This is a genomic window from Paenibacillus sp. 05T425 (genome assembly GCF_056396205.1).
In genome coordinates this window covers 159,970-169,712 of sequence record NZ_JBFTLA010000013.1, presented here as the reverse complement: position 1 = coordinate 169,712, position 9,743 = coordinate 159,970, and the positions used below count along the sequence as shown (strand labels likewise).

The 9,743-nt window shown below is 49.1% G+C and carries 9 protein-coding genes and 1 tRNA gene; 2 read left to right on the top strand and 8 right to left on the bottom strand.

What is annotated here, in order from left to right; all coding sequences use genetic code 11:
- Positions 1-287: 287 nt before the first annotated feature.
- The 4 genes from AC1DF0_RS25960 to AC1DF0_RS25945 form a co-directional block, all read right to left on the bottom strand.
- Entirely contained in the window at positions 288-2,189 is a 1,902-nt protein-coding gene (locus AC1DF0_RS25960) for a glycoside hydrolase family 127 protein (RefSeq protein WP_477576110.1), read from the bottom strand.
- Between the two features lie 36 nt (positions 2,190-2,225).
- Positions 2,226-3,095: a carbohydrate ABC transporter permease gene (locus AC1DF0_RS25955; RefSeq protein WP_477576108.1), complete on the bottom strand. Its 870-nt coding sequence runs from the start codon at positions 3,093-3,095 to the stop codon at positions 2,226-2,228.
- A complete protein-coding gene (locus AC1DF0_RS25950; RefSeq protein ID WP_442051169.1) occupies positions 3,092-4,018 on the bottom strand; it encodes a carbohydrate ABC transporter permease in 927 nt (308 codons plus the stop codon). The genes AC1DF0_RS25955 and AC1DF0_RS25950 overlap by 4 nt, the downstream gene beginning before the upstream one ends.
- A gap of 71 nt (positions 4,019-4,089) precedes the next feature.
- Positions 4,090-5,451: an ABC transporter substrate-binding protein gene (locus AC1DF0_RS25945; RefSeq protein ID WP_442051168.1), complete on the bottom strand. Its 1,362-nt coding sequence runs from the start codon at positions 5,449-5,451 to the stop codon at positions 4,090-4,092.
- Between the two features lie 402 nt (positions 5,452-5,853).
- Here AC1DF0_RS25945 and AC1DF0_RS25940 point away from each other — a divergent pair, with 402 nt between their 5' ends.
- Complete coding sequence (locus AC1DF0_RS25940) at positions 5,854-6,744, top strand: AraC family transcriptional regulator (RefSeq protein ID WP_442051167.1); 891 nt, start codon at positions 5,854-5,856, stop codon at positions 6,742-6,744.
- 246 nt (positions 6,745-6,990) lie between these two features.
- Here the strand turns inward: AC1DF0_RS25940 and AC1DF0_RS25935 are convergent, their stop codons facing one another.
- From AC1DF0_RS25935 to nrdR, 4 genes are all read right to left on the bottom strand, one after another.
- Positions 6,991-7,635, bottom strand: coding sequence for an S-layer homology domain-containing protein (locus tag AC1DF0_RS25935; RefSeq protein WP_442051166.1), 645 nt, complete (start codon positions 7,633-7,635; stop codon positions 6,991-6,993).
- A 123-nt stretch (positions 7,636-7,758) separates the two neighbouring features.
- The gene (locus AC1DF0_RS25930; protein WP_477576104.1) at positions 7,759-8,133 is read right to left on the bottom strand and encodes a hypothetical protein; all 375 of its coding nucleotides are present in this window, start codon (positions 8,131-8,133) and stop codon (positions 7,759-7,761) included.
- A gap of 598 nt (positions 8,134-8,731) precedes the next feature.
- Positions 8,732-8,807, bottom strand: a tRNA-Ala gene (locus AC1DF0_RS25925).
- Positions 8,808-8,850: 43 nt separating this feature from the next.
- A complete protein-coding gene (gene nrdR, locus AC1DF0_RS25920) occupies positions 8,851-9,345 on the bottom strand; it encodes a transcriptional regulator NrdR (RefSeq protein ID WP_337099079.1) in 495 nt (164 codons plus the stop codon).
- 144 nt (positions 9,346-9,489) lie between these two features.
- Here nrdR and AC1DF0_RS25915 point away from each other — a divergent pair, with 144 nt between their 5' ends.
- On the top strand, positions 9,490-9,711 hold the full coding sequence (locus AC1DF0_RS25915) for a small, acid-soluble spore protein, alpha/beta type (protein WP_477576101.1): 222 nt from the start codon (positions 9,490-9,492) through the stop codon (positions 9,709-9,711).
- Positions 9,712-9,743 lie beyond the last annotated feature (32 nt).

Genomic DNA, 9,743 nt, shown 5'->3' with positions numbered 1-9,743 from the left:
GACTGCAGCAAGGCAGCCATTCCAACATCTTTCGATTCTCCTAGAAATAATTGATGCAAAAGTTCGGAATCTACGCTAATCTGATATTGAGTCATACCAAAATCCCTCCAATGAATGTTGTCTCGACAACTCCATTCTAAACGAGGATTYTGGCTATGGCTCCCTTTTTTTGAGATCCTAGCTTTTTACACAAGTATACGGACTCAACTTATATTAGTCCGTTTTGCTTACGTATTGTATGATAAATCGTACAAAGTCATTGACCAGGGGCACCACGAGTTCGACTATTATTTTTCGCGAATCCAAACCAGCATTTCCCCCGGCGTCCGGTTACCCCAGTAAGCGTATGGGACGGCCGTTATGGGAACGCTCTTCTTCTTTCGCGTAACCGGCCTGTACAGTTCATCTTCCCAGGTATGATCAGATCGCAGCCCCTCTCCTGACAAAACGACGATACCGCCTAGTACGTCTTCCCTATTCACCGCTATGAATTCAGAAGCCTCGGAAAGGCAAATATCCGTGAGGTCTGGGCCGTTGTCCACTTCCTCCAAGCAATAAACGAGTGGACCGTATTGCAAAGCGATTTTACCGGCATTCTCGTGCACTTTGGGATTCGACTCGATACGCTCGACGACCATCGGGAAATGCAGCTTGATGTTGTCGCTATCCATCCATTTTCTATTGATATATGCATATCCGCGCTTGACGATCGCATCCAGCGCCAGCAGCTCCCCGTTTACCGTGATGGAGGGGTTTCTGCACCAGGAAGGAATCCGGAAAGAAAGCGTGCAGCCCGTCGGCTCATCCGTTTGCATTCGGATCTGAATCTCTCCGTTCCATGGATAACGCGTTTCCGTATGCAATATTATTTTTTGCCCTTGAACGTCGAATGTGCTCTCATTGGAGGCATAAAGATGCATGGCGATCTCCGCCCGGTTTTGCGTAAAGAAGTAAGTATCCAAAGATGTCATCAGCCTCGCAATATTGGGCGGACAGCAAGCGCAGCCGAACCACGGAACGCGTTCGGTTTTGACATGCTGCATATCGTAACGGTACTCCGCGACAGCAGGATGGACTTCCAATGGATTCACGTAAAAATAACGCGTGCCGTCCAGCGACATCCCGCTCAGCACCCCGTTGAACAGAACGCGTTCCATCACATCCCCGTAGCGGCTGTCATTTTCAATTTGAAGCATTCGGAATGCCCACATGACAAGTCCGATGGACGCGCATGTTTCCGTGTATGCCGTGTCGTTAGGCAAATCGTAATCAATCGTAAACCGTTCGGCATGGCCTTGCGAGCCGAGCCCTCCCGTAATATACATTCGCTTGGTGGTCACTTGATCCCATAGTTTGCGAAGCGCTTTGGTTAGCGTAGCGTCTCCGTAAGCAATCGCGAGATCCGCCATAGCCGTATACAGATACATGGCACGGACAGAATGTCCGTCTGCCGTTTCCTGTTCTCTCACGGGGGCGTGGGCCTGATGATAATCCAGATCGAACCAGCGATCATTGGATGGGCTGCGAAACCCCGGATCCTCCTTCAGGAAACTCGGCTGCTTGCCGCGCTCCTCCACGAAGTATCGGCTTAATTGCAAATACCTTTGTTCTTTCGTCGTCCGGAACAGCTTTATGAGCGCGAGCTCAATTTCCTCATGACCGCAATACACGTGCATTTGGTCCGAATCAGGTCCTATAATCCCGTCTATATAATCAGCGTAGCGGCACATCATGTCCAGAAAGGCCCGCTTGCCCGTGGACTCGTAATAAGCCACCGCAGCCTCGATCAAGTGTCCGGCGCAATAAAGCTCATGCCCGAAAGAAAAATCGTTCCATCGCTTTTCCGGTTCGGCGACCGAATAATACGTATTCAAGTAGCCGTCCGGCCGTTGAGCCCGTCCCATCAAATCTACAACCGCATCGATGACGGCTTCTAGCTGCGGATCAGGAAATTGCCGCAGGCTGTACGCGGCAGCTTCGATCCATTTCGCCACGTCGCTATCCTGGAAGACCATGCCGTAGAAAGTTCCCGTCTGATCTCCTGCCGAGATGCGGAAGTTTTCTATGGCATGACTCGGCTCGGCGCCTTCGATTTCATCGTTCAACGCCTTCCACTGATAAGGAATCGTTTCCTGGACAGTCTGCCTCACCTTGGGCTGCCAGAATTGATCAATAAGCTTAACATGCATATCGATAATTCTCCTTTCAATAACACAACGACCGGACTAATTTTTCAACCCGGTCATCGTGATTCCCTCTACGAAATACTTTTGACCGATCAGGTAAAAAATGACGCCAGGCGCAAAGGACATGCACGTGGCTGCCATCGTCAGCGACCAGTCTGACTTTAATTGACCTCTAAAGTTGGTAAGCCCGAGCGCTATCGTATATTTGTCGCTCGAATTAATGTAAATCATCTGTTGGAGCAAATCGTTCCATAAGCCGATAAAGATAAACAATGCGACGACGATCATAGCCGGCTTGATCACTGGAATAATAATGCTGAACAAGATGCGGAAGTATCCGGCGCCGTCGATTGTTGCCGCTTGGTCGAGTTCTCTCGGTATGGAAAGAATAAACTGCCGGATCAAAAAGATATTAAAAGCGCCGCCGCCGCAAAAATAAGGCAAAATCAATGGCAGATAGCTGTCGCTTAGCCCTAGACCCCGCGTCCACCCGATATATAGCGGGATGAGCGTTACCATGGCAGGCAATAGCATAGAACCGACGCAAAGAGCCCAGATCAACTGTTTACCTCTAAACCGCAGCCTTGCAAAGGCATATCCGCACAAGGTGGCCGTAAACGTTCCCGCCAAGCAGGAAGGAATGATGATTATCATCGTATTCCATAAATACTTCCAGAATTTAAATATTTCCAGTGTCTTTTCATAATTGGAGAACAGCCAACTGTCCGGCAACAATGAGGGAGGAAATCTATAAATCTCGGCATTCGTCATCAGAGACGTTCGGAATATCCACCAAATCGGGAAGAGTACGAGTACGGCAAAGAAAATAACGACGGCAAGCGTTAGGAAATTCATAATTCGATCATTGCGTTTTTTGCTCTTTAGTCTGCTATATGCGGCTTCGCTCATTTGTCATCGCCTCCTTCAGAGAAGATCCACCGATTTGACGTTTTGAACAACACGCCGGTAAAGGCGGCAAGGATGGCAAAAATAATAAAGGTCGTCGCACAAGCATAGCCCAACTTGTAATTGACAAAAGCTTGATCGTACATCAGGTAAGTCATGAACCTTGACGAGTTGCCCGGGCCGCCATTAGTCAGAGCAAGGGCTGGCGTAACGATTTGGAGATTGGCGATCAGGCTCATCAGCAAATTGTAAAAGATAATCGGCGTCATGCAGGGCAACGTGATATGCAAGAAACGTTTCCATCCGTTCGCGCCATCCATTTCCGCCGCTTCGTAATAGACGTTCGGAACGTTCTGAAGCCCGGCCAAAAAAATAACGATCAAGTTCCCAGACAGCCAGACCGCAATCATGGAAAGGGATGGGACCACGTAGCTGGAATCTGCAATAAACAGAACTTTATTTAATCCCATTTCGGAAAGGATATAATTGAAAAATCCGAAATTCGCTTCATACAGCCAAGACCACCCTACGTATATGGCTACGGCAGGCAAAACAAACGGCACATAAAATATGGCTCTAAAGAAACCTCTTGCCGGAATTTTTCGGTTCAACATGATTGCGATAAAAAGCGAATAAATCATGCTTCCGACTACCGATAACATGGCGAAGTAGATCGTCGCGATTATCGAATCTTTGATATAAGGATCGGTAGTAAATAGATTGATATAATTATCGAAGCCGATGAATTCCGGTTTGGCCAACCCCGTCCAATTCGTCAAGCTGATCCCGAGCACCCCGACAAGAGGCGCATAGGTCAGAAAGAACAGCCCAAGGAATGCGGGAATCAAACAAATATATGCAACGCGTTGCTCGCTCGAATGTATGCGGGAACGACGTTTCACCGTACGTTTATTGATTGTTTCCATAGCTCGCTCCCCACCTCATGTAGGAAGGATGACCGCCATTTAACGTGATTTGGCGGTCACCCTTCAAACCTTTATTTTTCGCCTTTATTTGCCGCTTTCAAAGCATCGAGATTTTTGGTAATCGCGTCCTTGGCAGTCGTCTTACCGGTCCATACATCCCCAAGAACCGATCCGAGCAAGGTGTTGAACTCCGTCGTATTATTCGTAAAGAACCAGGAAGCCGGTCTCGCTGCGGAGGATTGCGCATAATCGACTACCGCAGACTTGTATTCCTCATACGGAGGGAAGTTCGGATTCTCAACCCATTTGCGGGTGAGCGTCTCGTCCTTATACCACTTATCCAGCACCGGCATCCAAATGCCCGACGAGATGAGTCCCCAGTTGTTTTCTTCGGAACTGTACCATTTGAGCCATTCCATCGCTTCTTCCGGATGCTTGGTTTGGGAGAATACGACATTGGCGCCGCCTGTGTTAAGGGTAATCTTCTCCTTCATGTAAGGCAGTACGGCTACGCCGTAATTAAGTCCTGCTTCCTTAGCCGTGTTCAAGCTCGTTCCTACGTTCCACTGGCCGTTCGTGGCCATGGCGACCGTTCCCGCAATAATCGTGCGCTGAATGCCGTCATCGGTCTGTCCGACGGACAACGGGGCAACATGATCTTTCAAGTACAGATCCGCGACTTTCTGAATCGCTTCTATGCTGGAGTCTTCCCCGATTTTCACTTCTGTGCCGTCAGCGTTATAGTATCCTCCGCCATTGCTGATCGCCCAAGTTTCCAACTGCCATGGCAAGTTCTCGACGGATGCGCCGTATTGGACGATGCCCTGCGGATCGAAGCCATCATCGCCTGGATGTTTGCCGTTCTTGTCATTCGTCAGCTTCTTGGCTGTTGCTACGAATTCATCCCATGTCCATGCTTTATCCAGTGCTGACGGCGGATAAGGTACGTTCGCTTTGTCGAACATGTCTTTGTTGTAGTATAGAAGGAGGATTTCATTGGCAGCCGCATAGGCAACGGGTTTGCCTTTGTATGTGTAGGCCAAGCTATCCAGCGGCTTGCTGTCGCTTCCCTCGTACATAGCGCTTACGTCGTTCAGCATGCCTTGGGAGGACCATTGGATAACGCCGTCTTCCCGCATCATCCCCGTATCCGGCAGTTGCTTTGCCGTTGCAAGCGTATTCAATTTGGTCATGTAGTTCTCCCATGGAATGGCTTGCACTTCCACTTCGATTCTGTCTTGGGTAGCGTTAAACTTGTCAGCTACTTCCTGCGTTTTGCTTCCCTCTTCTGCGCTTCCCCACATCGAGTAAATAATTTTGACTTTCTCATTCTTGGAAGTCGTTTTTGTATCGTCGTTGTTGCTGCAGCCAATGACCCCGAATACCAATGCAGCCGAGAGCAGACCTACACCAAGTCTCTTTCCTGCTTTCATTGCCTCGTTCCCCCTTCATCATTTGAAATAACATTTATGTCTAACCGTTTGACCCGACTCCTTGGACATCCCAAGTTGATAAGTTAAACGTTTAGCATCAACATAACTGCCCTATCCTCAGGCTGTGTCCGTTATACCAGGACACTTTTTTCGGAAAGCGCTTTAATTGAATTGTGACATGAAATATCTTCAAAAAAAACAACATTTTTCAACCTGATTTTTAATATTTACAACCTTAGCAAGACTGCCTCGGAATTTCGATGCACTCCACGGATCACTCCACCGATTTCCCGATACCGGACGATCTGCAGGAAACTCTTTATTTAAACGATGAGTATGTTGTATCATAAAAATAACAACATTTTCTAGATTTATATTCACTTTACATTGGGAGGAACGAGTGTGGATTCTGCGATTCTTCACTTTATCTCGCCGCCGATTCCCTATTTCGTAGATTGCGGATATGCCCATTACGGGGTAGGAGATACCCATATCGACCGGAACTGCATCAGAGTATTCGATCTGATTGTCGTCCGCAAAGGGGTTCTCCCGATCGGCGAGAACGGCCATACCTGGGAAATCAATGAGGGAGAAGGACTCATTCTTCTTCCTGACGGACACCATTACGGCAGCGCCCCCTGCAAGGTAGACACAGAAATCATCTGGATTCATTTTCAAACCTTCGGCAGCTGGCAGATGTGCGGTGACATGGACGAATGTCTCGGTAACCAGCTGAAATTGATCGAGGAACACAAAAATTTAGCGTATCTCAACCATGCCGATGTCTGCTCTATCTTCATTCCGAAGCATATGAAGCTGTCGACGAAGGCCATGGAGGCGCTGGAGACCTTCTTCCAGCAGGAGCACGAGCCGCAGTCGCTTCGAAACTGGAGGCGACAAGCTTCCTTTCAGTTGTTCCTGCAGCACCTGGATCGCGATCTCGCTTCCCCCACGAACGTCACCGCGATTCAGCTCGCCGAGCGGATCGAGTTGTTCATCCGCCAGAACTATGCCAGCGAAATCACGAATTCGGTGCTGCAAAAGAAGATGAACTATCATCCCAATTACCTGGCTAAGGTGATGCTCAAAGTGTACGGTATGACTCCCATGACCTTTCTCCTGTATTACCGGCTCGAACAGTCCAAGCGGCTGCTATTGCAAACTTCCTGGTCTATTGCCCGAATCGCAGATGAGGTCGGCTTCCATCATATCTCGCATTATTCTACCTCCTTCTCCAAGAAAGAAGGCCTCTCTCCCTCGGGCTTCCGCAGCAAATTCGCCAAGGAGCGCTGACCTCTGCTGACGCAGCTTAGTCGACGAGAACTTTAGCTTGATACAGACAAAGCCTGCCTGAGCATATATTTCTCTGCTCAAGCAGGCTTTGCTTATATCTTTTCTATTCAATTGCTCCTAATGCTTAGAGCAGTCTGATGAATACGACAAGCTGACAAATTCCTTCGTCGTCGGCAGCTTCTCAAGTGCAATGACCGCCGCCAGCATACTCGCCATTTCCTCTCGGGATAGCGGCTGATCGGGGCCTCAAGCTTCCGCTTCCACAAAGTCTAATAGTCCATGCTCCTTGGCTATCGCTACCCCGTCGAAATACCACGCGCTTTGCTTTACATCCTCGTATGGCGCTGTGCTGCTTGCAGCTGTACCGCGTCCAAGCGCTCTGACGAGCATAGCGGTGAACTCCGCTCTGGTCATGGATTGATTTGGCGCGTACTGTCCTCCGCCAATACCGGCTACTAATCCTTTCGCCGCTGCAAGCTCGACGAACGATTTGCCCCAATGCTTCTGCACATCGGTGAAGCTCACCGCATTGTCTGCTACAACGTATATGCTGTTGGTGTACGAGCTAATCATCGCGTACCATACGCCATTGATTTGCACCTTCTTCGCTGCAACAAACTCAAGCTTCTTCGATGTTTCATTATAGCGGAACGCACCCCATTGCTCCGGCATGTCAGACATATTCTTCGGCATCGGAATTACTCTGGTCAGCGCTTGGCTGAACCTATCTGCCGTTCCAATGGTTTCGTTTGTCTTGGTATTGATGATTTCAATGCTGAAATCCACAATCGCGCCCCTCGCTTTGCCGTTCGGCAAACCGTTTGCGAACGCCGCTTGAATGTCCTTAACACCGGACTTGTCAGTCAGTGTGATCTTGAAGCTGATATCCACGGCTGTAAGGTTATTAGCGGCAAGTAAATCCTTAAGACCCGGTATAAGCGATGCCAGATTGACTGGTACCTGATAACTGCCGTAGGGAGTCTTTATCTCTATGACGAAGATTTCGTTTTTACGCTACCAGCTGGATAATACTTTTGCCGGAATAGTCACAAAAGCTACGCCTTCCTTAGGCTTTACCTCCAACGTAACGGAAGGCTTCGACGCGTCGATAGTCGACGAATCGAGCGGTTGCCCGTTCAAGTCGATTAGAGGCGAGCCGTTTGACGTTGAGGCGTTTGGCGTTACTGTATTGATATTATTGATTGTGATAATCTCGACCGCTCCGTTGCCGGCTTGATCCTCCGTGTATACTGTATAGACTCCGTTTGAAGTTATGTCAAAGCTGTCTCCAGTCAACAGCGTACCGACGCTTGCAAAAAAGTCTTCTGTCCGCGCACCATTCGTCCACTTCATTTTCACAATATCGCTACCCGTTCCGTCGGTTGCCACTGTTATCTTCACCGATCCCTTGGTCGGCGATGCGCTGAATTGCCTCTTTTCCTGAGCTGACGGGAGAGTTAGCTAAAGGCTTTTTACCTTATTGGAGCCAAGGGGGATATGACTCGCTCTAGCTCGTCTTTTCATTATGGGATGTCCGAATCTTGATTAAATGGCTCACGAGGCTTAGTCGACGAGGACTTTTAGCGGTAGATTCAGACGCCGTGCTCCTCCGCATTCGCTCCGTCCGCGCGGGCTGAACCTCGGGGTTCGCCCCCTTTTTGGCTCTACCAAACAATAAAAAAACCACTTCGGATGAAGTGGTTGAATTTATTGTTTGGTGGAGCCAAGGGGGATACGACTCGCTTGGCTCGTCTATCCAACATGGGATGTCCGAATCTTGATTGAATGGCTGTCGAGGCTTAGTCGACGAGGACTTTTAGCGGTGGATTCAGACGCCGTGCTCCTGCACTTGATGTAATTGCTTCGAAGCATTATCAACCGCTCCGTCCGCGCGGGCGAACCCCAATCTAGGGGTTCATCTCCCCTTGGCTAACCATCATAATAAACAGAAAACCACGTCCGGTGGACGTGGTTGATTTGTTTATTATGGTGGAGCCAAGGGGGATCGAACCCCTGACCTCTTGCATGCCATGCAAGCGCTCTCCCAGCTGAGCTATGGCCCCAAATGACGACAAAGATGATGATAGCATGATGTCGCCAAAATTGTCAATCTATATCTCTTAAGCTGTTCAGTGGGCTGTTCAAAGGGTGCTTGGACAACAGGTTGTTAAGCTCTTTCATGAACATATCGATGTCCTTGAACTGGCGGTACACGGACGCGAAGCGAACGTACGCCACCTCGTCTACAGGGTAGAGCTGGCTCATGACGATCTCGCCGATATCACGGCTCTCTACCTCGGCCAGTGCCGTCGTGCGGAGCTCCTTCTCGACCTCTGAGACAATAACCTCGAGGCGCTCGACTGGAACGGGACGCTTCTCGCAGGCGCGGATAAGTCCGCGCAATATTTTGTCGCGGCTGAATTCCTCGCGGCTGCCGCCTTTTTTGATGACGATAAGCGGTGTTTCCTCAATCATTTCGAACGTCGTAAAGCGGCGGTTGCACTTCTCGCACTCGCGGCGGCGGCGGATCGATTTGTTCTCGTTAGCCGGACGTGAATCTAACACTTTCGTACCTGCGTAATCGCAATAGGGGCACTTCATTGGATTGTTTCCCTCCATTCATCCTGATGCTTTATTTATCATACCGATATCGACTTTAGCTTAAGTTATTCCCATACCTTACCTGTAATGAACTCTAGAATAACGCACATAATACAGTTACCAACCGCAAGGAGGTGAACATACATGAGCGCAAACAGCAGCAACAGCAACCAATTGCTTGTACCACAAGCCACTGCAGCATTGGACCAACTGAAATATGAGGTGGCACAAGAGCTGGGTATTGCCATTCCGCAAGACGGATATTATGGAAACATGGCAACCCGTGACGCAGGCTCGATCGGTGGTTCCATTACTCGTCGCCTGGTGCAAATCGCCGAGCAATCTCTTGCCGGCCAATACAAATAATGATTCATTAAGTTTGTATGAATAACAGAAGC